The sequence below is a fragment of the Aridibaculum aurantiacum genome (assembly GCF_017355875.1).
Lineage (GTDB): Bacteria > Bacteroidota > Bacteroidia > Chitinophagales > Chitinophagaceae > Segetibacter > Segetibacter aurantiacus.
This window is the reverse complement of record NZ_JAFEWC010000001.1, coordinates 2,116,025-2,138,392: the sequence shown is the minus strand read 5'-3', so window position 1 is coordinate 2,138,392 and position 22,368 is coordinate 2,116,025. Positions and strand designations below refer to the sequence as shown.

The window sequence follows — 22,368 nt, the reverse complement described above, 5'->3', positions numbered from 1 at the left end:
CAAGTAGATTTAGAATATTTACCTGAAGATAAGAGAAAATGAAGAACAGCAGCGGCTGATAAAAATCAAGATTTATAAAGAAGAAAGCACAGTTTTCTTGGGCTATCAATTCAGCTTATTCTGGAACACCGAAAGGCGATTGTATGTTTTTATACAGTTGAATAAGTGCTGCTATAATGAAAATGCTTCCCATGATGTAATTCAGTCCACGGTTCTTAGCACCCATTTTATTGACAGCCCATTTTCCACCATGAATGTATACACCAATACCGCCCAATGTACCAAGGCCAGCGCCAATAGTAAACCAGTTGTAGCTACTAAAGTTTGGTGCAAGCAAGCCATTATTGAATAAGGTGATTGTCCATGTAAACCAAAATGGAACTTGTATTGGATTGATGGCACTTAGCGAAGCTCCCAGGAAAAAACGGTTGATCTTATTTTGAACAAGAACACCTTTTGCCTCTTTCTGCTGTTTACTGGCAGCTACAATGGTTACCACACCCAACACAAGGAAGAAGAGTACAGTAGCCCATGTAAGAATATTAAATAGCAGCATATGCTGCAGCACCCAATTCATTCCTGATAATGCTATACGCAGGTAAATGATCTCTACTATGGCAATACCCAAACCAAACTTCCACGCACCACGCACTCCCTCCTGCACACTTAGCTGTGTGGCTATCATATTCATATTTCCTAATGGAAGTTGCCCAAGAAAACTAACACCTATACCAATAAAGAATACTTGAAGGAATGCTATCATGCACTTGATTATGGAGAACAATTGGCAAAACTACACGCGCTTGCCATAACTGGTAATGAATATCTTGAAATCCTTACCTGTAGCGCCACAATCAAGACCAAAATGTTTCCTCAATAGTTTAAACGCAAATGCAAAATCATAGCCTCCTGCATTGGCCGTTACAGTCATAGGAAAAGCTATGTTGCGTGTTTTACCTTTTACTTTTAGCTGCCCATGAAACTCGTATTCGTTCTGTCCCTGCAGCTTTTTGATAGAAGTAGAAAATAATTCCAGCGTAGGATATTTCGCCGGGTCAAAACAAGCTTCCTTTATCAGGTTAGGACCTACATAATTAGCATTGGTGGTTACAGTGCCTGTGGCAAAACTCAGTTTCAGATATGAATTAGCCAATGCATTGGGATCAAATTGAGCACTACCCTGTACACCTTTAAAATTTCCCTCCAGCCTGCCACCCAGGTGACGAGCAACATATTTTACTTCTGTTGTTTCATCGGTCATGCGCAAAACCTGCGCTTGTGCCTGCAGAGCAATAGCAGTAAGCATAAGTATAAAACATCTTTTCATATATCTGTATCGTTTAGCTGAGCTATGTGTGTAGAATGACGGTAAGAGCAATGCAAAAAATTTGCCCAGGTGGTTTTAGGCATTAGGTTGTAGGAGTTAGTTTGTAGCAGTAGTGAGTAGTGAATTGTGAATGGTCAATAGTCAATTGGCAAATGGCAAGCATAGATGTGAGTAGTCAATAGTCAATGGTGAATGTTTTTTAGCTTCAGTAAATCCAAGTGTCTAAACATCCATCACTAATTACTACTCTCTAATCACTAATCTCTAATCTCTAATTACCAGTCAATCCCAAACCACTAGCCAAACAAAAACCTATTTCTACTACATTTGGCAAAACATCAGACAATATGAATGTACCTACAATGGCGGAAATGATGGCTAATGGTGAGACACCTGAAATATTATTTTGGGTTGGTTGTGCAGGCAGTTTTGATCAACGTGCACAAAAGATCACCAAAGCATTCGCCACCATTCTACATAATGTCGGTATCAAGTTCGCTATTCTTGGTAAGGAAGAAGGATGTACAGGTGATCCGGCACGCAGGTCAGGAAACGAGTTTCTTTTCCAGATGATGGCCTACAACAATATTCAATTGCTGAACGGTTACGAGGTTAAGAAGATCGTTACTGCATGTCCGCATTGTTTCAATACACTTAAAAATGAATATCCTGAATTGGGTGGTCATTACGAAGTGATCCATCATACGCAGCTATTGCAACAATTAATAGATGAAGGCAGGATCAAATTGAAAGAAGGCGGAAGCTTTAAAGGTAAAAAGATAACCTACCACGATAGCTGCTACCTCGGCAGATCAAACAACATTTACGAAGCGCCACGAAAAGTATTGGAAGCACTGGATGCAGACCTTGTGGAAATGAAGCGCTGCCGCAGCAAAGGGTTATGTTGTGGTGCAGGTGGCTCGCAAATGTTTAAAGAGGAAGAACCAGGTGATCGTTATGTAAACCTGGAGCGTACGGAAGAAGCCGTAAATACAGGTGCCAATATAGTTGCTGCAGCATGTCCTTTCTGCAATACAATGCTTACTGATGGAGTGAAAAATAAAGAAAAGGAAAATGAAGTGGCCGTTTTAGATGTAGCAGAGATTGTTGCAGCATCCATGTAATACTTCAATACCTTAAGCCATGTTTCACAAAAGAGCCCTTCGCCTATTTATTGGCATTTCCCTGTTTGTTGCAGGCTACTTGTATTATGTTCACCACGATAGGCAGCAGTCTATTGCAAAGTTTTTTGATAATCCAAAAGTGGGTGACATATACAAAATTGAAAAAGAAGATGACGAAGGTAAATACACGCATTACTGGAAGGTGATGGAGACGCATGAAAAAGGGCTTGTGTTTGTCCCCAGTAAGTTCAAAGCATGGGGCAGCATCGATTACCTCCAAAGAAGCTTTGATGAAATGCTTCCATTTAGCTACACACACGAACAGTTAAAAGCCTTACGCGACGGCAAACTGAACTCGTGGGAACATGACAACCTGAAGCTGATAGATATCGTTAGAAAACAATAATATAAAAGTGTTGTTCTTACGATGCAGAATAAACCAATCACTGCTTCAATAAAGCAATTTTCACCTGCTCTACTTCATGTTGCCTATCAGAAGGAATGGGCACTTGTCTCTTTTTCTTTCTGCTAAAAAGGATCACCTGTTTCCGGTAAATAATACTCAACATCCAGAAATCATTTTTCACCTCTACTTGTACATCTAATACCTTGTAGTTGTTGGCATTGATGGGATGATATTTTCCATTGATGAGCACGGCATCATTTGTTATAACAATACCATTACTAACCGGGTCTTTCTTCCCGTAATCAGAGAGTTTGAATGTATACCTCACGATCCAATAGATGAAGGCGACAACACCGCCTATTATCAATGCCGTGGTAAGTTTTATTTCTGGAGATAATATAGCTATCAATATCATTGTTCCCCATAAAACTAAAGCCTCCACACTTGCATGGTTGCGGGCTTCAGTGGTCTTAAGTTGAATGAACTCCTGCCACTCAGTCTGCGCGTATTGCCAATTTGCGATGATATTTCCAGATGATTGAGAGACCGCTTCATTACCTGCAACCATAGCTGGATTGTAACGCATAGCACGGTAACTCTTCAGGCCATTCAGCCCGCCCCAGATCATTAACATGCTGCTAAACAGAAGGAACAAGCCTAGCCACCACTTTCTTTCGGGGTACGACGAAAGAAAAACCACAGCAAGTGATAACAGCAAGAATGCGCAAAGCATTAGCATTATTCCTGCAATCTTTCCTCCTTGCGAAGCCGCATTCTCATTCATATTCTAGTAATTTTGACCCTTTACTCATTGTTACTTCTACTTATTACAGATATATGAAATTTCAGTACCAACATTTATTACCTGCAGACTTTCATCCTGGCAGCCGCGTATGGATCTACCAATCCAGCAGGTTGTTTTCTATGGGAGAGGCACTTGAATTAGAGCAAATGATGGAAGAGTTTGTGGAGAAATGGCATTCACATGGTGCCAAGGTGAAAGGTTATGCCAACCTGTTCTTTGGTCAATTCATTGTAATTCTTGCTGATGAAACACAAGCAGGTGTTTCTGGCTGTAGCACCGACAGTTCGGTAAGATTAATTAAGCAAGTTGAAGAACTTTTTAAAGTTGACATGTTCAACAGGCAATCTCTTGCATTTGTTATAAAGGAAAAAGTAGAGATCATTCCCCTATCTCAACTAAATTATGCGCTCGAACATAATTTCATCACGCCGAACACGATTTATTTCAACAACCTTGTACAAACCAAACAGGAACTGGAGGAGAAATGGATGATACAAGTAAAGGACAGCTGGCTGGCAAAGCGAATAGCAGTTAAAGGATAGTAGGATTAGGTGTTGGAAGTTGGAAGTTGGAGGTTGGAAGTTAGGACGCGGCGGATTAGGAGATTAGGATAGAATTGATCTAATCTTTTCAAATCTAATATCTAAAATCTTACATCCGAAATCCAGCATCCGGCATCCAACCTCCGAACATCCTATTTTAGAAAATATCTGCGTTTTTGTTCCAAGCACTTCCCTTTCCCATTGCTGGGTAGCCTAATAGCATATGCTTGCATTTCGACCAATAAGTCCTCAGGACGTTCTTGTCTGTTTTCTCAGGCCTTGTATTCTTCTTTGGCCATGAGATATACATCCCCGGCGGATGCAATGAAGTTCTTCTTTGTGTTTTTGAATAGTTGATCATGATAATTTGAATTTTATTTTTTAATAATCCTGCTTAGCAGGGCTGTACCCAGCGCTAGTACAGCAATTACGGTGAATGCAATTCTTAAATTAGAAGCCTCGGCAATGAAACCAATCAAAGGAGGTCCAATAAGGAAACCCATGAAACCTATAGTAGAGACAGCCGCCAGTGCTACACTAGGTGCCATGGTAGTTGATTTTCCTGCAATTCCATAAACGATAGGAACTACTGATGAAACACCAAAACCTACCAGTAAAAAGCCTAATGTGGCAGAAATGATATGAGGGAAAATCACCGCGATCAGCAAGCCAACAGTAGTGATAATCCCACTGATGGTCAGCAAGGTTTTTATTCCTAACCTGTTGGCCAATCCATCGCCTACAAATCTGCCGGTTGCCATTGTACCTGTGAAAGCTACATAACCTAAGGTGGTATATGCCGCCGGCGACTCCACTACTTTATGGAAATACACGCCGCTCCAATCTGCCATTGCGCCTTCGCACACTAGGCAGCAAAATGCTATCAATCCCAATATCCACAGCGCCTTGTCGGGCTTTGCAAAAATGGGTGCATCACTTCCTGCGCCTGGTTCTTCTTGCAATGCATATTTAAAAGAAACCACTGCGAGCATGGCAGTAACAGCCCAAATTATACAGAAGTGAATCAAGGGAGAAAATCCGCCTGAAACAGCAAGGGTACCGATGATTGCTCCGGCAAATCCACCTACGCTCCAAAGCCCATGAAAAGAAGCCATGATAGATCTGCCATACATGCGCTCTATACTTACTGCCTGTGTATTCATGGCAATATTCAATAGGTTAGAACTGGCTCCAAAAAAGAACAATCCTATAGCCAAAAGCCAAACAGATGAAGCTATCCCTAAAGGCACCAGCAACATCGGGTAAAGTATAGCGGCTATTATAAGTATTGTTCTGCTGCTAAATTTTGAAACAAGCCATCCTGAAATTGGCAGACTGATTAACAGCCCTGCCGGCAGTGCAAATAAAATTGCACCCAGCCCGGCTTCTGACAATTGCAGCTTTACCTGTATAGCAGGAATGCGGCTTGCCCAGGTAGAAAAAGTTAAACCGGCTACGAAAAAGTAAACACTAATGGCTATGCGGTATGCACGCATAGGCAACGGAAGTGCTATATCCATCATAATGATTTTATGGTTTCTAAGCATGTATAACTATAACATGCTTACCATAATTCCCGCTGCTAATGCATGCAAGAAAATGGTAGTTAATAATTGATTTTGAAGTACAGGAACAGCTATTGGTTCCCTTTGTTTCTCTTCATTTTCGACAATCTTCTCAAGGCTTTGATCTTAATTGGAAGCAAAGTGATAGATTGATAACATTCCAAGTTGTAGACGCCTGAATATATACTGTACATAATGATCCTTTTTTAGTTAAACAATTAAAGTCATATCCACATTAGCAAACAAATCGTGTTCTATCAATGACTATTGTTCATTAATTAATCATTAAGCAAGCGCTCGTTACGAGATGGAGAATTCCTGTTCTTTGTATGGCTTCATCACTTAATCGTAAAGTGATGAGGTGATTACCTGTTAGTGCAGGTACCGGGCATAGGGCAAACGCTCGGCAGTTTCATGTGTGGGTGTCGCAATGTCAGCAACTCCTGTGCTAATTGTCAAAAGATCAATAGCATATTTGTCAGGATTGATAATTTTCCTGCGCAATGTGCAGGTTGTGCAAACTCCCTGCCAAGAATATATATAATATCAAGAATAGAGAATTATTGCAGAATTTATTATATCCATGTTTAATGATCAAGATCCGTATGACTATGAAAATGAAATAACAATTCATAATCCCTTCCTGTGAATACTAAAACTAATGGATTGATATTAACAAAAGAAGCCTGTGACAAAGCACAGGCTCCAAGCTTTTTATTTCATATTAGAAGGAAATGTAGCTGCAGTTATTAAATGCCGCCGCCAAACTTCCCCTGGTTGTAATCTTCATAAGCCTGCATAATCTCTTCTTGTGTATTCATTACAAAAGGACCATAGGCCACAAATGGTTCATGAAAAGGAGTAGCATGACCAAAAAGTATCATAGCATCTTCCGTTGCTTTCAGCTCTATCACCTTTCCATCATGGCTAAACTCCACAATGTGATGCTTCTCTGTAGGCTCACCATTAACTTTTACTACTCCACGTACCACATATAAGAAGACAGTTTTACCAGCATCTATATTCAAGGTTAGTTTGCCGCCTTCAGAAAAATCTATACGTGTAAGATGAATATCGGTTAGTGGTTCTATAGCACCTTTTGTTCCTTCAAACTCCCCGGAAATAACCTGTGCCCGTACTTTACCATCATCCACAGTGGCTACAGGAATTTCGTTCTGCTGCAGGCCTGTATATTTAGGTGCGGTCATCTTGTGTGCGGCAGGTAAGTTCACCCACAACTGTAATATTTCTAAAGGCCCGCCTTTTTGTTTGAATTCATCCGAGGATATTTCTGCATGCACCAATCCGCTACCGGCGGTCATCCATTGCACGCCGCCTTCTTTTATAATACTACTGGCGCCACTACTATCCTTATGTGTAAGATCGCCTTCTATGATAAAGGTTACTGTTTCAAAACCACGATGCGGATGTGGGCCAAAAGGCAATCCATTGTTATTTGGTTTGTACTCCTGCCAACCATGATGATTTAAAAAAATAAAAGGATCAAGGTGGTTCATAGGTACATGTTCGGTAGGCATAGCGCGATAAGTAACCAGGTCGGCTATAGGCTCGTATACTGCTTTGTAATTTGCTTTAACGGTTTTCATTTTAATAACAAGTTTAAGTCTTGATTATTCACATTAATAACAGAAGAATTCCATTGATTAGTTAGCTACTGCATCACCAGTTTTACAACAAAAAGATAAATCACTTTTTTTCATTTGAAGAAAGGCTAGTGGTAAAGGATGCACAACTCCAACAACTGCTAAGATGAATAGTTTGGATGAATCAATGCTACCAGAGAAGTAAATTATACTTAAGTAGAACAACTAATAGCTTTAGCAACATTGAAAGTCAACATTGCATCATCAAACAGCCTCCGCTACTCCAGCTAAAGCTTCTTTTATACGGCCTAGCCCCTTCTCAATTTTCTCCAGGCTGTTAGCAAAGCTCAACCGTATACAGTTGCTCTCACCAAAAGCATAACCAGTAACAGTAGATACGTGTGCAGAAGTAAGCAGGAACATGCTCAGGTCCTCAGCATTTTTTATCAGGTTACCATTGATGGTCTTTCCGAACAATGAACTCACTTTGGGGAATACATAAAAAGCACCATCGGGTTCAGCACATTCAAAGCCTGGGATATCTTGAAGTAATTCAATAGTTCGATGCTTGCGTATTTCGAATTGTTTTACCATTTCCCAGGTAGTATCCAAACTGCTGGTAAGTGCAGTTATGGCAGCACGTTGTGTTACTGAATTTGTACCGCTGGTAAACTGCCCTTGCAATTTTTCGCAGGCTTTAATTATGTCTGAAGCACCTGCCATATATCCAAGCCTGTAGCCTGTCATTGCAAAGCCTTTGCTTAGCCCGTTGATAATGATAACACGCTCTTTCAATTCATCAAACTGTGCTATACTCTCGTGCCCTCCTACATAATTGATATACTCATATATCTCATCACTCATTATATATATATGAGGATACTTCATAAAAACATCAGCCAATGCTTTTAGTTCTTCTTTACTATAAACAGCGCCTGTAGGATTACACGGAGAAGAGAACATGAACAGCTTGGTAGCTGGCGTAATTGCTTCTTCCAGTTCAGCTGGAGTGATCTTATACCCATTTGCCATCTTCGTAGCTACAAAACTTACAGTCCCTCCTGCCAGCTTTACTATTTCAGAATATGTAACCCAATAAGGTGTTGGAATAATTACTTCATCACCGGCTTCAACCATGGCGAGCACCAGGTTTGCAATGCTTTGTTTGGCACCGGTAGATACCATTACATTCTCCGGCTTGTAGTCAAGATTATTATCACGTTTGAATTTTGTACAGATTGCTTCGCGCAGATCCATGAAACCAGCTACCGGTGTATAGTGACTCCAATTTTCATTGATGGCTTTTATAGCTGCTTCTTTTATATGTACGGGCGTATCAAAATCAGGTTCTCCCAAACTTAGATCTACTATATCCAATCCTTGCGACCTGAGTTCACGGCCTAGTTTAGCCATTCGCAGTGTTGCAGGTTCATTAAACTTTTCTAGCAGCGATGATAAATGCATAGCAATCAATATAGGTTAGCGACAAAAGTAGGGAAATAGCATTGACTTGCAGATGTTGCAGCCATCCCATATATGAATGACATATAATATTGAATAAGACCATTACTCCAACTTTTACCGGCGCATTTACTGAAATACCTAGGTAAAAGGCGGTAAAAAAGCATGTGAAAAAATTATAAGTTTATTTTAAGTACAGTCCCCTGAATTTTTTGAAAAGTGAAACTTAAAGCAGCAGTACATATTATATATGTAGCATACAAGTAGCAGGTAAAAAAAATACCTTCCTTATTATCAATGGCATAGCTATTTTGCTTGCTGCCAAAATGATAGTTTAAAGCGCTTTTCTTAATCAAATATTTTAGTGGAGAGATATTAAAACCAGCCTGTGAATAAGCCAATTTATCCACTTGTTATACCTTGATTAACTGCTGTTTAAACCAGCGTTATTGCCTCATTTTTTACTGTCATATTTTCATTTCCATTCCCCTATCTTTGCCGCTCTAAAAAATTTTGTAAACCCTTACACGTATGCAACTGAAAGGTTTGGTGAAGATTTTTGCGGTAGCATTGATCTTGATTTGTTTGTACCAACTAAGCTTTACATGGTTTGTCCGCAGCCATGAAAGTTCGATGGCTGAAAGAGCGGAAAAGTGGGTGAAAGCCATGTACCCACAATCCCCCGAGCAAAAATACCCTGGCAACAAAGAACTGCAGGCATTATATGCTGACACATTACTCCAGGCTAAGAAGTCCCGTCTTCAACGTTTGCTTGACAGTACAAAAAATGAAAAGATCGTTTTAGGAGTTGGTACCTATCAGTATGCAAAAGACCAGGAGTTAATGCTGGGTCTTGATCTGCAAGGTGGTATGAATGTGACGATGGAAGTTGGTTTGGATGGCTTGATCAAATCTCTTGCTAACAACACCAAAGATCCTGCATTCAATAAAGCAATTGAGGAAGCTGCACGTCGCAAAGCAAACAGTGGTGCAGATTTCATCAGCCTATTTGAAGACGAATACAAGAAAGCAAATCCAAATGGCAAACTAGCTTCTTTGTTTGCTATGGGTAGCAATCGTAGGATCACCTATGAAAGCACTGATGGAGAAGTTCTAAACTACATCCGCACTGAAGCAAAAAGCGCGGTTAACAATACCTATAACATCTTACGTACACGTATAGATAAATTTGGTGTTGCACAGCCTACTATTAATCTTGATGAGAACAAAGGTATCATCACCATTGAACTTGCTGGTGTTACCGATCCTGAAAGAGTTCGTAAATACCTTCAGTCTACTGCAAACCTGCAGTTCTTCGAAGTATATAATCTTGGTGAGATTGCAGAAAGCTACCAGAATGCAGAAAAAGCATTAGCAGCTTATTTAACTGGTACATCTGCTACTCCTGCTGCTGATACTACAGCTAACGCTCCAGTTGCAGCAAATACTGACACAGCCAGCAAAGGAACATTGAGTGCTTTGGATAGCAATACTGCAAAGGCAACACCTGCTGATGCAAAAAGTCAGGCTCCTATCTCATCTATTCTTGGAATATTACAACCTCAACAAGGCCAGGATGGACAGGTTCAATTTCCTGCTGCTCTTGGATATGTACGTGTTGTAGATACAGGTTTGCTTAGCAGCTACCTAAGAATGGACCTTGTAAGAAGCAAGTTTCCAAACAACCTGCAATTCATGTATGGTAAAGCAGAAGGAAATGATGCTAAAGCAAGAGAATTCCTGCCTCTTTACGCAGTAAAAACTGTTGATGGTAAAGCAAAATTAGAAGGTGAGAATGTTAGCGATGCATCACAAGATTATGATGAGCGTGGAAGAGTTGCTATCAAAATGAACATGGATGGCACAGGTACACGTATCTGGGCTAAAATGACAAGAGAGAATGTAGGTAAGCCTATTGCCATTGTTATGGATGAGATCGTTTACAGTGCTCCTTTTGTAAATGGTGAAATTCCTAATGGTAGCTCACAGATCACAGGTAGCTTTTCTGTAGTAGAAGCGCAAGACCTTGCACAAATACTAAAGAGTGGTAAACTTCCTGCGCCTGCTAAAATTGTACAAGAGCAAGTAGTAGGACCTACACTTGGCCAGGATGCGATCGAAGGTGGTGCATTAGCATTCCTTCTTGCTTTCACTGGAATCTTCGTTCTGATGCTGGTGTTCTATAGCACATCAGGATGGATTGCCAACATCGCCTTGTTCTTCAACTTACTATTTACAATAGGTATTCTAAGTGCACTGGGCGCTACCCTTACTGCACCTGGTATTGCTGGTCTTATCCTGACCATCGGTATCGCTGTAGATACTAACGTTATCATCTTTGAAAGGATTAAAGAAGAACTGGAAAAAGGACGCACTTACTCAGCTGCCGTAGCTGAAGGTTATAAAAAGTCATTAGCACCAGTATTAGATGCCAACGTCACTGGTTTGATCACTGCATGTATACTTTTCTACTATGGACTTGGGCCGGTACTAGGATTTGCTACCACGCAGATCATCGGTATCCTGCTTTCTATGTTCTGCGGAATATTGCTTTCAAGACTTGTTACTGACTGGTGGACAAACAAAAAGCGTCACTTCAATTACGATACAGCATTTAGCCGTAAACTCTTCAGGGAGACAAAGCTGAAATTTGTTGAGTACCGCAAGTACGCCTACATAATGTCAGCACTTGTACTGATCTTAGGTATCGGTACTTATTTCAATGGCTTTGACCAGGGTGTGGAATTCGTCGGTGGACGTAGCTACACTATCAAATTTGCAAAGCCACAGGATCTGAATACTGTAAGAAATAGCTTACAAACAACTTTCGGAGAGTTCCCTGTAGTGAAAACCATTGGCAACAACAGCCAGTTGAACATCACTACTTCTTATATGATCAAAGAGGGAGGTAATAATGTTGACTCACTGGTTGAATACAAACTTTACCAGGGTCTGCAGAGCTTTTTACCTGCCGGAACATCTTTCCAGGAATTCTCTAACAACTATAAGCAGAGCAGCCAGACAGTTCTTCCAACTATCTCTGATGACCTGAAAGCTGGTGCATTAAGAGCAACGATCATCGCTCTTTTTGCCATCTTCCTTTACATCTTTATCCGTTTCCGCGACTGGAGATACTCTTTGGGAGCGACACTTGCGCTATTCCACGATGCATTGGTTGTATTGATCATTTTCAGCTACTTCAGAAACATCGTTCCTTTCCCTCTTGAGATCGACCAGCACTTTATAGCTGCGTTGCTAACAGTGATTGGTTTCTCTATCAACGATACGGTGATCATCTTCGATCGTATTCGTGAAGAGAGTGGAATAATGAAAGGTGCTGACAGACCAACGATCATCAACAAAGCAGTGAACAGCACGCTAAGCCGTACGATCATGACTTCTGTGACCGTATTCTTAACCCTGTTATGCTTGTTCATTTTCGGTGGTGAAGTAACAAGAGGTTTTGCTTTTGCAATGATGATAGGTGTATTGGTAGGTATCTACTCTACAGTATTTGTGGCTGCACCAATCTTAGTTGATATGGGTAAGAAAAAACCACTTGGATCTTCATCTGTTGATGTTGCAGCTGGTACAAAACCATCTACAGCAACTACAGCTCGTCCAGCTAAAGTTTAATTATTTACTATAGTATTAGAAGCCTGCACCACCCGGTGCAGGCTTTTTGTTTATTACAAGCTTAGCGTTTCCTTCCATTTTGCTTGACCATTCCTTAACATGCTCCTTCGTAACTTTTGATGACTTGAAAAAGTATAAAAACGAAAGGAGCTATCATGAAAAACTTATTCAATAAACTGATCGTTGGAGCCTTCATCATTACGATGTTATCCGCTTGTGGTACATCATCGTTTATGATGGATGACTACGATGACTATAGCTACCGCCAAAACAGGCAGGTGAGCTACAATATGTTCTATGATCAACTAAGCCCTTATGGCAACTGGGTAAACTACCCGGGCTATGGTCAGGTTTGGATTGTGAATGAACTAGGTTTCAGACCTTATTATACCAACGGCCGTTGGGTCTACACCAACATGGGCTGGACGTGGGCATCAAACTACAACTGGGGATGGGCACCGTTCCATTATGGCCGTTGGGGACACGATCCACGTATGGGTTGGTTCTGGGTTCCCGGGTTAGAATGGGGTCCAGCATGGGTTAACTGGAGAGGTAACAACAGTTTCTATGGTTGGTCGCCGATGGCACCAAACAACTGGAACAGAGGCTACCATAACGACCCATGGGTGTTTGTAAATAGCCAGTATATCAACCACCATAATCTGTCGCAGTTTTATGTACCACAAACGCGTAACCAGCAATTATTAGGAAGTACAGATGTAGTAAGGCCGCCACGTACTGGTACAGGCTACCATCCCGGCCCAGACAGAACGGAGGTGGAAAGGCATACAAGGCAGCAGATAAGGCCGATAAGAATAACAGATGCTGACCGCGCAGATAGAAGCGAAATCTCTAATGATGAGATCAGGATTTACAGGCCAAAGGTCGAAAAGATCAAAGAGCCGGTAAATCAGCAGGCAGAGAGGCAGCCAACCCAACAAAGGCCAGGAAGAATTTATCTTGATAACCAAGAAGGAAGAAATCAAAGATTTCCAGGAAATAATCCTTCTATGGAAAGAAGAGAATTTCCGAATGAAAGGCCCACCAGGCAATTCCCTACAGAAAGACCAGTAAGGGAGCGGCAGCCACAACAGGAAAGGCCAATTGAAAGAAACAATTTTCCTATGGAAAGAAGAGTGCCTGTGGAGCGTGAAAATAACCACCAACCACAGCGACCAATCTATGAAAGACCGCGCCAGGAGAGTCCTTCTTTCGAACGTCCATCAAGACCTGCATTTGAAAGGCCAGCACCTGCAACAGGACCTTCTACTTTCGAAAGACCTTCAAGAGCTGAAGTTCCTGCAACTATGCCTGCAGCACAACCTTCGACCAATAGACCTATGAGGCAAAACAAAGAAGTGGAATAAACTTAATAATCAATCAAAAAAAAGGGCTGTCACCGATAAAGTGACAGCCCTTCTTTTTGATATGTTTATTTAGAAACTATACAGCAAAGCTAGATCCGCATCCGCAGGTCTTACTAGCATTAGGATTAGTGAAAGTAAATCCACGGCTATTCAAGCCATCCTGGAAATCTACTTCCATTCCCATTAAATAAATACCGTGTGACTTATTGATGATGCAAGGAATACCTTCTACTTCAAAAGTTTCATCAGAATCTTCCTTTTTATCAAAACCAAGAATATAACTCATACCACTACAACCGCCGCCTTTTACTCCCACACGCAAGTACTGTGTGTTATCAAATCCTGGTTCAGCCATCAGTCTTTTGATTTCTGCTATAGCACCGGCAGTTAGTGTAACCGGTACATTCATTACTTCTGCCATGTCTTTTTGTTTGATACAAAGTTACAGCTTCTACTTTTTGCTATCACTGCGTATAGTTGCGAATGAAGGAAAACGTTTTACATTTTCTGTTTCAGTTAACGAAAGCTATTCCTTTACATTTGTAAAAACTGATTGAATGGATAATACGAGCATCATTTTAAGTGGCGTAATTGCAATACTAGTAGCTACATTTCTTAGTTATCTTTTTTACCAACAAAGAAGAGGTGCTAAAGACGCAGAGGAAACTGCAAACATGAACGAAAGCAGCCGCGGATTGCGTTTGCAGGCATATGAAAGACTTACCTTATTGGTGGACCGAATAGCATTACCAAACCTGATAGCGCGTGTAAACCAACAAGGAGTTAGTGCCCGCGAGATGCAGATGCTGTTAACGCACCAGATAAAAGAAGAATTTGATTACAACATCACCCAGCAGATTTATGTAACTGCAGAAGCATGGAATGCGGTAAAAAACCTGAAAGAACAAAATATGCTGGTGGTGAATCAACTGGCGAGTGCACTACCACCACATGCTACCGGTTTAGATCTAAATAAATTGCTTCTTGAATATTTAATGAAAGACAGGAAAGGTCAATTGCACGAAGTAGTGAGCGAAGTGCTGAGCTACGAGGCTAAAAAAGTGATGTGATCTTTTTGAACTTACCTCTAACCATTTGCTATGAGCCATGATCAAAAGTTTACCGATAGCAATATTGGTATCAATACCGTATATACAGCCGAGGATGTAAAGGACCTGAGTCCTGAACTTCCCGGCTCATTTCCTTTTACCCGTGGTGTACAACCCGATATGTACCGCGGCCGCTTGTGGACCATGCGGCAATATGCTGGTTTTTCCACCGCTGAAGAAAGTAACAAGCGCTACCACTACCTCCTTTCGCAGGGCGTAAGTGGGTTAAGCGTTGCCTTCGATCTGCCTACACAAATTGGCTACGACAGCGACCACGCCCTCAGCGAAGGCGAAGTGGGTAAAGTAGGCGTTGCTATTGATAGCATAGAAGACATGCAGACGCTGTTTCAAGGTATACAACTACAGGATGTAAGCACGTCGATGACGATCAATGCTACAGGATACATCCTGCTGAGTTTTTATGTGGCACTGGCTAAACAGCAAGGTGCAGATCTAACCAAAGTCTCGGGTACTATACAAAATGATATTTTGAAAGAGTATGCGGCGCGTGGTACTTACATCTACCCTCCCAAGCCGAGCATGCGGATCATTACCGACATCTTTGAATGGTGCAGCCAGTCGCTACCAAAATGGAATACGATATCTATTTCCGGCTACCATATACGGGAAGCAGGCAGTACAGCGGTACAGGAAATAGCTTTTACATTAAGCAATGGAAAAGCATACGTACAGGCTGCTCTGGAAAAAGGCTTGGATATAAATGTTTTTGGTAAACGCCTCTCCTTCTTCTTCAATGCGCACAACAACCTGTTTGAAGAAGTAGCAAAATTCAGGGCTGCCCGGAGAATGTGGGCAACCATCATGAAAGAACTGGGTGCAACAGATCCTAAGGCAATGATGCTGCGCTTTCACACCCAAACCGGCGGCAGCACGCTTACAGCACAGCAGCCCATGAATAACATCAGCAGGGTGACTATACAAACACTTGCAGCTGTTTTAGGTGGTACGCAAAGCTTGCATACCAATGGCTACGACGAAGCGCTTAGCCTGCCTACAGAGGAGGCTGCGCGTATTGCATTGCGCACGCAGCAAATTGTTGGATTTGAAAGTGGCGTAGCAGATACTGCTGATCCTTTAGCGGGAAGTTATTTTGTAGAAACATTGACCAATGAAGTAGAAGCGAAAGCATGGGAACTGATAGCAACCATTGATGCTATGGGTGGCAGTGTAAGCGCCATAGAACAAGGATTTATACAGGATGAAATAGCACGCAGTGCATATACTTACCAAAAGCAAATTGAAGCCGGAGAAAAGATCATAGTAGGTGTAAACAAGTTCCAGGTAAAAGAAGAGAATAAAGTTGCTGGCTTTAAAATTGATGATAGCATAAGACAGGTTCAGGCGGCAAAACTGCAGGAGCTACGAGCCAGGCGTGATGCTACAAAGGCTAGCAATTGTTTGCACCAGCTTCGTGATGCAGCAGTACAAGGAAATAACATAATGCCAGTGGTGATAGATGCAGTAGAAAATTTTTGTACACTTGGTGAGATAGCAGATACTTTACGCGATGTTTTTGGAGAGTATAAATAGTTTCTATGAGGGTTGATAAGAATAAAGATTACAAGTTTGAAGAAGATCAATATCTATATAAATACATGGACCTGCACAGGCTCATGTATTTTCTTTTAACGGGTAAACTTTTCTTTTCTCCCCTTAGTTATTTTGATGATCCGCTGGAAGGCATTTCAGAAAATCTACTTTACCAAAAAAGACGATCAGCAGAAACCGGTGGAGGTGCGAATGACGAAAAGGATCAACTTGATACAAAGAACCTATACAATAATTACCTGCAGGAAGTGCAACAAACGCTTTTTGCCAGTTGCTGGTTTTTAGGTGTAAGAGAGTCGCAGGCTATGTGGGAAACCTATAGTAACAGCGATAGTGTTGCATTGCGATTCAAACCACATCACTTGTGCGATGTGATGATCAACAACTTCAGGAATATTGAAGACAGTGAATTTGAAGCTATGGTACATGGGCCTGTAGAATATTACAAAATCTCACCTTTCGATCCTGCAGATGAAGGATTGAAAAATTGTGGTCATAAGTATACCGGCTTCTTAAAAGATATCAGCTACAAGCATGAAGAAGAATTTCGTTTCCTGCTGATGCGCACAGAGGATACGCGCCACTGCGAGTTCTTCGAATTTTGTCCCGGTGCCTTGAAAGACCTGGAATTTGATGTTATCAGCCATCCCAACATGCAAGGCTGGAAGTACAACAATATCTACAATATACTGGAGACAAAAGGACTGGAAGATCGCCTGCTTAAAAGCCAGGTACCTACTCGGAGACAGATGCGGTAACTAAACCAGAATTTTGGGAGCACAAAAACGAAGAGATAATAAGAAAGGATAGCATCAAACGGCTATCCTTCCTAATATACAGTCACATCAATTTAATCATGCTCACTTGTTACTGTCTCATTAGACAGTTTGTATTTACTCCTCCAAAACCATTTGAACAATTCCATAACCACTAACAAGCTCATTGCTGTTGGTAGTAGCAGCAACCACTCATTAAGCGCAATAGGATCCAGTTGAAGTGCTGTATTCAAACCTGGAATGTACGATGCACAGATATGAACGATCTGCGCCAATATAATTCCGATTACCAGGATGTAGTTGTTTTTCACCGGCACTTTAAATGCTGACTTGATCTCAGACCTACAGTTCAAGGTCTGGAAGTTTTGCATCAATACCATCAACATTACTGTTAGTGTCCGTGCATGCACCTCTTCCATCTCTAAAGTATACAGCAGGTAATACCACACGCTAAAAGTAACAGCAGCCATCCACAGAGAAGAAACCACTACCTGGCTTATCATCAGTTTGTCAAAGATAGTCTCCTCAGGTTTACGCGGAGGACGTTGCATAACTGTGATATCACCTTTTTCGAATGCCAGACCTATGTCCTGTATACCATTGGTGACAAGGTTTAACCACAACAGTTGCACGGCTATAAAAGGCAGTGGTATGTTGAGGAAAATAGCAAGTGCAACAGTGATAAATGACGCAGCACCAGTAGATATTAATAAATAAATAATCTTACGAAGATTATCAAAAGTGAACCTACCCTCCTCTACACCAGCGGCTATGGAAGCAAAATTATCATCAGTAACAATGATGGAAGCGGCTTCTTTGGCAAGGTCGGTACCTGCACCCATGGCTACACCTATATGTGCGGATTTAAGCGCCGGGGCATCATTGGCTCCATCTCCCGTAACTGCCACAAAATGCCCTAGCGATTTCATTGCTTCTACAATGCGTTGCTTCTGCAATGGTGTCACCCGCGCACAAACATTTATATTCTTTACCTTTTCTGCAAACTCCTGTATAGACAGGTTTTCATATTCTGAAAGTTCGGCGCCTGTGGCTACCTGCTCTTTGGATTCTGCAATACCCATTTCCTGTGCTATAGCAAGTGCAGTAGACGGATGATCTCCTGTGATCATCATTACCTTGATACCTGCGTTTTTACATTCTTCTACCGCTTCCTTAGCCTCAGGCCTTAAGGGGTCCATCATCCCAATCAGTCCCAGCAAGTTTAGCTCCCCTACTTTCTCCAGCTCAGTATCCTGTACTTTACCACCAGCCATTGCCAATACCCTAAATCCTTCTTCAGCCAGTCGTTCGGAATGTTCTGAAATTTCATTAATGGCATCTGCTTTTATTTTCTTTTCTACAACTTCCATGGCTCCTTTCATGGCGAAGAAAAGCTCGTTGTTGTATTTATAAAATACAGCACTATACTTAATCTCCGATTCATAAGGTACCATCTTTACCACCTCTACCCCTTCCATGAAGTATTCCGGATCTTTTCCTGCTTTGAAAGCAATGGCACGCAATGCTACATCCACCGCATCACCTGAATGCTCCCATTCACCATCTCCTTTTTTACGCAGTACACCTTCATTAGAAAGTATGTTGGCTTGTATAAAACGATGTAGCTCTTCATTTATCTCTTGAATAGGAGCATCACCATCCAGTATCTCACCTTCACCATTATAACCCTGGCCGCTAACGGTGTACGATTTTCCTGAAGGCAGGTAGATCTTTTTGACCGATTGCTGGTCCATAGTAAGTGTACCCGTTTTATCAGAGGCAATAAGGGTACAACTTCCCAATCCTTCAACAGCAGGTAATTTACGGACAATTACGTTTCGTTTAGCCATGCGGCGCGTACCGATTGATAAAGCAACGGTCATGGCAACAGGCAAACCTTCAGGAATGGCAGCAACACCCAAAGCCACCATCATGAAGAATATCTCTGTTACAGGGCGTCCTTCCATATATCCAACGGCACCCAGTATTACACATGCCCCCAGTATTATAAAGCTGATCTTTTTAGAAAAGGAATCCATTCGATTAACCAGTGGCGGCTTCTCAGCTTCTGTTGTTTTAAGCGACTCAGCTATCTTTCCTATCTGCGTGTGTTCACCTGTTGATACTACTACGCCAGTGCCCCTACCTTTTTGAACTGCGGTAGCAGCAAATAGCATGTTGGTTCGATCACCAAGGGATATCTCATTACCGCCTTCTACTACATCTTTATGTTTTACAACTGCAATAGATTCTCCTGTAAGTAATGCTTCCTCTACACTCAGGTCTTGGGCTTCTAACACCCGCAGATCTGCTGGAATTTTATGACCAGATTCAAGGAGCACTATATCACCCGGAACCAACTCGTCCGCAACCACATTATGCACATCACCGTTTCTCTTTACCCGCGACTGTACCTTTACCATGTTGCGCAAGGCAGCTGCACTATTCTCAGCACGCCACTCCTGGTATGCCCCTAGCACCGCATTCAAACCAATAATACAAGCAATAAATATTGCATCTACATAATCACCAATTACAATAGAAATGATAGCTGCAATAATGAGAATGTAGATAAGCGGGTTTAAAAACTGGCTGATGAATATGAAGAACAACGATTTCCCTTTAGGCTCGGGAATTTTATTCAGTCCATATTTCTGCTGCCTTTGTTTTACTTCTTCATCAGTTAAACCCTTATCGGATACTTCCAGTTTTTTTAAAATCTCCTCTACAGAAAGTTGATGATATATATCCATATGCAGGTTTTAATTATCAGGTGAGAAGTGTTACAACAAAACTATTCCATCAACTTCCTCATTATCATGAGCATGATCAGCATCATGAGCAGCTAGATAAAGCTGCTTACCCATTGCCGAACTTTATAGATCACTCAATTCTTTAATGAATAGATGAAACTTTGGTAATAGATAATCAGTATTTTTATTTCCTCTCAACCTCTCCTTTAAAAAACTTGTTATTGGGAAGTGGCACTGGCTTTGTGCTAGTTACACCCACACATCTTGAATTAATAAACACGTTTAAAAGATGATACAAGAAGAAAATCAAAACCAGCCTGGCAATGGCCAAACTTCCAGTAATGGAAAAGAACAGGACACCACACTTACCACCCGCCAGGGACATCCTGTTACCGACAACCAGAACATCAGAACAGTGGGCAACCGCGGTCCTGCAACCATGGAGAACTACCACTTCCTGGAGAAAATGAGTCATTTTGATAGAGAGCGAATTCCAGAGAGAGTGGTGCATGCACGCGGTGCCGGCGCACATGGCGTGTTCGAAGCTTACGGTACCGTAGGTGGCGAACCTGCATCAAAATATACACGTGCTAAACTGTTCCAGGAGAAAGGCAAGCAGACACCTGTTTTCGTACGTTTCTCATCTGTAATTCATGGTGGACATTCACCTGAAACGCTACGCGATCCACGTGGTTTTGCAACTAAGTTTTATACAGAAGATGGCAACTGGGATCTTGTTGGTAACAACCTAAAGGTTTTCTTTATACGTGATGCAATGAAGTTTCCTGACCTGGTGCATGCATTTAAGCCAGACCCTGTTACTAATATACAAGATGGTGAAAGGATCTTCGACTTTATCAGCAATACACCTGAGGCTATGCACATGATCACTTTCTTATTTTCACCTTATGGCATTCCTGCTAACTACAGGCAAATGCAAGGTTCGGGTGTAAATACATACAAATGGGTAAATGCAGAAGGTGAAGCTGTTTTAGTGAAATACCATTGGGAGCCCGTGCAAGGAATAAAAAACCTGACACAGGAACAGGCGCAGGAGATACAGGGAAAAAATTTCAACCACGCTACACAAGATCTGTATGAAGCGATAGAACGTGGCGATCATCCGAAATGGGAGCTGCTGGTGCAGATCATGAGCGATGATGAACATCCTGAACTGGATTTTGATCCTTTGGATGACACTAAGCTTTGGCCTGAGGACCAGTTTCCATGGCTGCCGGTAGGTATGATGACGTTGAACCGAAATCCTGTAAATTATTTTGCCGAAGTAGAACAATCTGCTTTTGGTACAGGTGTATTGGTTGATGGACTTGATTTTTCGGATGATAAGATGTTGCAGGGACGCACATTCTCGTACAGCGATACACAGCGTTATCGTGTAGGTCCAAATTATTTACAACTACCTATCAATTCGCCACGTAGGCCTGTAGCTACCAACCAGCGTGATGGCCAGATGGCTTACCACCAGGACATTGCACCGGGGACCAATCCACATGTGAATTATGAACCTTCCACACTTGGTGGTTTAAAAGAAGCACCTAAACCAGGTAAGGATTATACGCCGCAGTACAATGCCAAACTGGTAAGGCAAAAGATAGATCGCCAGAACAACTTTAAGCAGGCAGGCGAACGTTACCGCATGTTTGAAGATTGGGAAAGAGATGACCTGATCAACAACCTGGTGAATACACTGGCGCCAGCTGCTAAACATATACAAGATAAAATGGTGGAGCTGTTTACGCAGTGCGATGAGGATTACGGTCGCCGTGTAAGAGAAGGATTGGCTAAAGCTAGTTCTGAAATGAGTAAAGGTCCTATTGGCAGCACTCAATCAGCCGAAGCAGTGAAGCAGGCAGAAGAACAGTCAACAGAATCGAAGCCATATTAAGTTGAAGTATATCATTAGTATTAGAAAAGAGCAGTTTGAACTGCTCTTTTCTTTTATCTGTTCTGCCAGTTATTGAAGAATAAGTTTTATTGGCGATACCTATCAGTGCTGCGATAGCATAAATCTTTCAAGGCATGCTATAGCTTGTTTTACAACAGGATCAGGTGAGGTTTGAGGTACCCAGTCATTATGTTCGCGCCTAACATCAAATGAAGAAATGGAATCATCTGCATCTTGTGGTTCAAAAGTATAAAGCTCATCATGAAAATTTACCCGGAATAAAACATCCTTTCCATTTACGGGTACAGTGATATCTGTTACATGTTCCATTTGATAGATTTTCAAATAGTTGATGCAAATATTTTACCACCTGGAAAATTGTTTTTGCTAACTATGTCCGCCTCACCAGGTTAATATG

General features: G+C 41.6%; 18 protein-coding genes. 9 read left to right on the top strand and 9 right to left on the bottom strand.

Annotation, left to right across the window (positions count from 1 at the left end; translation table 11 throughout):
• Nucleotides 1–115: 115 nt before the first annotated feature.
• Together J4N22_RS08905 and J4N22_RS08900 are read right to left on the bottom strand one after the other, a co-directional pair.
• A complete protein-coding gene (locus tag J4N22_RS08905; RefSeq protein WP_207493572.1) occupies nucleotides 116–763 on the bottom strand; it encodes a LysE family translocator in 648 nt (215 codons plus the stop codon).
• Between the two features lie 30 nt (nucleotides 764–793).
• Nucleotides 794–1,327, bottom strand: coding sequence for a YceI family protein (locus J4N22_RS08900; protein WP_207493571.1), 534 nt, complete (start codon nucleotides 1,325–1,327; stop codon nucleotides 794–796).
• A gap of 347 nt (nucleotides 1,328–1,674) precedes the next feature.
• Here J4N22_RS08900 and J4N22_RS08895 point away from each other — a divergent pair, with 347 nt between their 5' ends.
• Both J4N22_RS08895 and J4N22_RS08890 read left to right on the top strand, forming a co-directional pair.
• Nucleotides 1,675–2,451 (top strand): (Fe-S)-binding protein, encoded by a 777-nt coding sequence (locus J4N22_RS08895; RefSeq protein WP_207493570.1) that lies wholly within the window; start codon nucleotides 1,675–1,677, stop codon nucleotides 2,449–2,451.
• Nucleotides 2,452–2,470: 19 nt separating this feature from the next.
• Nucleotides 2,471–2,857: a hypothetical protein gene (locus J4N22_RS08890; RefSeq protein ID WP_207493569.1), complete on the top strand. Its 387-nt coding sequence runs from the start codon at nucleotides 2,471–2,473 to the stop codon at nucleotides 2,855–2,857.
• Nucleotides 2,858–2,894: 37 nt separating this feature from the next.
• Here the strand turns inward: J4N22_RS08890 and J4N22_RS08885 are convergent, their stop codons facing one another.
• Nucleotides 2,895–3,641, bottom strand: coding sequence for a hypothetical protein (locus J4N22_RS08885; RefSeq protein ID WP_207493568.1), 747 nt, complete (start codon nucleotides 3,639–3,641; stop codon nucleotides 2,895–2,897).
• Nucleotides 3,642–3,694: 53 nt separating this feature from the next.
• Between J4N22_RS08885 and J4N22_RS08880 the strand changes: the two genes are divergently transcribed.
• Nucleotides 3,695–4,204, top strand: a complete 510-nt coding sequence (locus J4N22_RS08880) for a hypothetical protein (protein WP_207493567.1) — start codon at nucleotides 3,695–3,697, stop codon at nucleotides 4,202–4,204.
• Nucleotides 4,205–4,578: 374 nt separating this feature from the next.
• On the opposite strand, the gene J4N22_RS08875 is transcribed toward J4N22_RS08880, so the two are convergent.
• The 3 genes from J4N22_RS08875 to J4N22_RS08865 all read right to left on the bottom strand — a co-directional run bounded on the left by J4N22_RS08875 (nucleotide 4,579) and on the right by J4N22_RS08865 (nucleotide 8,786).
• A complete protein-coding gene (locus J4N22_RS08875) occupies nucleotides 4,579–5,727 on the bottom strand; it encodes an MFS transporter (protein WP_242692104.1) in 1,149 nt (382 codons plus the stop codon).
• A gap of 791 nt (nucleotides 5,728–6,518) precedes the next feature.
• Nucleotides 6,519–7,376 carry a pirin family protein gene (locus J4N22_RS08870; RefSeq protein WP_207493566.1) on the bottom strand — a complete coding sequence of 286 codons (858 nt, stop codon included), beginning with the start codon at nucleotides 7,374–7,376 and terminating at the stop codon, nucleotides 6,519–6,521.
• A gap of 261 nt (nucleotides 7,377–7,637) precedes the next feature.
• A complete protein-coding gene (locus J4N22_RS08865) occupies nucleotides 7,638–8,786 on the bottom strand; it encodes a pyridoxal phosphate-dependent aminotransferase (RefSeq protein ID WP_242692103.1) in 1,149 nt (382 codons plus the stop codon).
• Between the two features lie 579 nt (nucleotides 8,787–9,365).
• Here J4N22_RS08865 and secDF point away from each other — a divergent pair.
• Both secDF and J4N22_RS08855 read left to right on the top strand, forming a co-directional pair.
• Entirely contained in the window at nucleotides 9,366–12,470 is a 3,105-nt protein-coding gene (gene secDF, locus J4N22_RS08860) for a protein translocase subunit SecDF (protein ID WP_207493564.1), read from the top strand.
• 155 nt (nucleotides 12,471–12,625) lie between these two features.
• Nucleotides 12,626–13,837, top strand: a complete 1,212-nt coding sequence (locus J4N22_RS08855; RefSeq protein WP_207493563.1) for a DUF6600 domain-containing protein — start codon at nucleotides 12,626–12,628, stop codon at nucleotides 13,835–13,837.
• 76 nt (nucleotides 13,838–13,913) lie between these two features.
• Here J4N22_RS08855 and J4N22_RS08850 read toward each other — a convergent pair whose 3' ends face one another.
• Entirely contained in the window at nucleotides 13,914–14,258 is a 345-nt protein-coding gene (locus J4N22_RS08850; RefSeq protein ID WP_207493562.1) for a HesB/IscA family protein, read from the bottom strand.
• A 136-nt stretch (nucleotides 14,259–14,394) separates the two neighbouring features.
• Here J4N22_RS08850 and J4N22_RS08845 point away from each other — a divergent pair, with 136 nt between their 5' ends.
• The 3 genes from J4N22_RS08845 to J4N22_RS08835 are packed head-to-tail and all read left to right on the top strand — an operon-like array spanning nucleotide 14,395 to nucleotide 17,273.
• Entirely contained in the window at nucleotides 14,395–14,907 is a 513-nt protein-coding gene (locus J4N22_RS08845; protein WP_207493561.1) for a DUF7935 family protein, read from the top strand.
• Nucleotides 14,908–14,937: 30 nt separating this feature from the next.
• A complete protein-coding gene (locus J4N22_RS08840) occupies nucleotides 14,938–16,497 on the top strand; it encodes an acyl-CoA mutase large subunit family protein (RefSeq protein ID WP_207493560.1) in 1,560 nt (519 codons plus the stop codon).
• A gap of 5 nt (nucleotides 16,498–16,502) precedes the next feature.
• Complete coding sequence (locus J4N22_RS08835) at nucleotides 16,503–17,273, top strand: hypothetical protein (protein ID WP_207493559.1); 771 nt, start codon at nucleotides 16,503–16,505, stop codon at nucleotides 17,271–17,273.
• Nucleotides 17,274–17,365: 92 nt separating this feature from the next.
• Here the strand turns inward: J4N22_RS08835 and J4N22_RS08830 are convergent, their stop codons facing one another.
• The gene (locus J4N22_RS08830) at nucleotides 17,366–20,044 is read right to left on the bottom strand and encodes a cation-translocating P-type ATPase (protein ID WP_207493558.1); all 2,679 of its coding nucleotides are present in this window, start codon (nucleotides 20,042–20,044) and stop codon (nucleotides 17,366–17,368) included.
• Nucleotides 20,045–20,333: 289 nt separating this feature from the next.
• Here J4N22_RS08830 and J4N22_RS08825 point away from each other — a divergent pair, with 289 nt between their 5' ends.
• Nucleotides 20,334–21,950, top strand: coding sequence for a catalase (locus J4N22_RS08825; protein ID WP_207493557.1), 1,617 nt, complete (start codon nucleotides 20,334–20,336; stop codon nucleotides 21,948–21,950).
• Between the two features lie 102 nt (nucleotides 21,951–22,052).
• Here the strand turns inward: J4N22_RS08825 and J4N22_RS08820 are convergent, their stop codons facing one another.
• Nucleotides 22,053–22,280, bottom strand: a complete 228-nt coding sequence (locus J4N22_RS08820) for a hypothetical protein (protein WP_207493556.1) — start codon at nucleotides 22,278–22,280, stop codon at nucleotides 22,053–22,055.
• Nucleotides 22,281–22,368: the final 88 nt, after the last annotated feature.

Bases quoted from the DNA above. Each gene is read 5' to 3' on its own strand.
- secDF (WP_207493564.1), top strand. From the start codon at position 9,366: ATGCAACTGAAAGGTTTGGTGAAGATTTTTGCGGTAGCATTGATCTTG.
- J4N22_RS08840 (WP_207493560.1), top strand. From the start codon at position 14,938: ATGAGCCATGATCAAAAGTTTACCGATAGCAATATTGGTATCAATACC.
- J4N22_RS08890 (WP_207493569.1), top strand. From the start codon at position 2,471: ATGTTTCACAAAAGAGCCCTTCGCCTATTTATTGGCATTTCCCTGTTT.
- J4N22_RS08905 (WP_207493572.1), bottom strand. From the start codon at position 763: ATGATAGCATTCCTTCAAGTATTCTTTATTGGTATAGGTGTTAGTTTT.
- J4N22_RS08850 (WP_207493562.1), bottom strand. From the start codon at position 14,258: ATGGCAGAAGTAATGAATGTACCGGTTACACTAACTGCCGGTGCTATA.
- J4N22_RS08880 (WP_207493567.1), top strand. From the start codon at position 3,695: ATGAAATTTCAGTACCAACATTTATTACCTGCAGACTTTCATCCTGGC.
- J4N22_RS08865 (WP_242692103.1), bottom strand. From the start codon at position 8,786: ATGGCTAAACTAGGCCGTGAACTCAGGTCGCAAGGATTGGATATAGTA.
- J4N22_RS08820 (WP_207493556.1), bottom strand. From the start codon at position 22,280: ATGGAACATGTAACAGATATCACTGTACCCGTAAATGGAAAGGATGTT.
- J4N22_RS08900 (WP_207493571.1), bottom strand. From the start codon at position 1,327: ATGAAAAGATGTTTTATACTTATGCTTACTGCTATTGCTCTGCAGGCA.
- J4N22_RS08895 (WP_207493570.1), top strand. From the start codon at position 1,675: ATGAATGTACCTACAATGGCGGAAATGATGGCTAATGGTGAGACACCT.
- J4N22_RS08885 (WP_207493568.1), bottom strand. From the start codon at position 3,641: ATGAATGAGAATGCGGCTTCGCAAGGAGGAAAGATTGCAGGAATAATG.
- J4N22_RS08825 (WP_207493557.1), top strand. From the start codon at position 20,334: ATGATACAAGAAGAAAATCAAAACCAGCCTGGCAATGGCCAAACTTCC.
- J4N22_RS08875 (WP_242692104.1), bottom strand. From the start codon at position 5,727: ATGATGGATATAGCACTTCCGTTGCCTATGCGTGCATACCGCATAGCC.
- J4N22_RS08830 (WP_207493558.1), bottom strand. From the start codon at position 20,044: ATGGATATATATCATCAACTTTCTGTAGAGGAGATTTTAAAAAAACTG.
- J4N22_RS08870 (WP_207493566.1), bottom strand. From the start codon at position 7,376: ATGAAAACCGTTAAAGCAAATTACAAAGCAGTATACGAGCCTATAGCC.
- J4N22_RS08845 (WP_207493561.1), top strand. From the start codon at position 14,395: ATGGATAATACGAGCATCATTTTAAGTGGCGTAATTGCAATACTAGTA.
- J4N22_RS08855 (WP_207493563.1), top strand. From the start codon at position 12,626: ATGAAAAACTTATTCAATAAACTGATCGTTGGAGCCTTCATCATTACG.
- J4N22_RS08835 (WP_207493559.1), top strand. From the start codon at position 16,503: ATGAGGGTTGATAAGAATAAAGATTACAAGTTTGAAGAAGATCAATAT.